We start from the raw sequence: 275 nt of genomic DNA, 5'->3' as shown, positions 1-275 counted from the left end.
GGCCATCGGCGCAGTGGTGATCCCGGCACCAATTTGCCCGACCCCCGCTTGTTTGTGGGCGATACCCGTATTGATGACCGGTAAAATGCCGCGATCGGTCACTTTACGCGCATCAATCCCTGCTGCGGTGGGGGCAAAATTGAGGGCAGGAAGTGTAAATGCGGGGTTACCACCGAGGGTGATTGCTTGCATCCTACGGCTGTTATTGGTGGCATCGGCAGGGGTGCCTCCCACAAATTTGACGATCGCTGGAGATGACGCCATCGCGAAGCCAC

1 protein-coding gene is annotated in these 275 nt (G+C 58.2%); it reads right to left on the bottom strand.

The window, feature by feature from the left end; genetic code table 11:
- On the bottom strand, positions 1-275 hold a 275-nt coding region (locus SB756_RS29810; RefSeq protein ID WP_410913182.1), incomplete at both ends, for a hypothetical protein.

Source organism: Pseudomonas sp. SIMBA_068, from assembly GCF_046534705.1.
Lineage (GTDB): Bacteria > Pseudomonadota > Gammaproteobacteria > Pseudomonadales > Pseudomonadaceae > Aquipseudomonas > Aquipseudomonas putida.
This window is presented reverse-complemented; position numbering and strand designations above follow the sequence as displayed.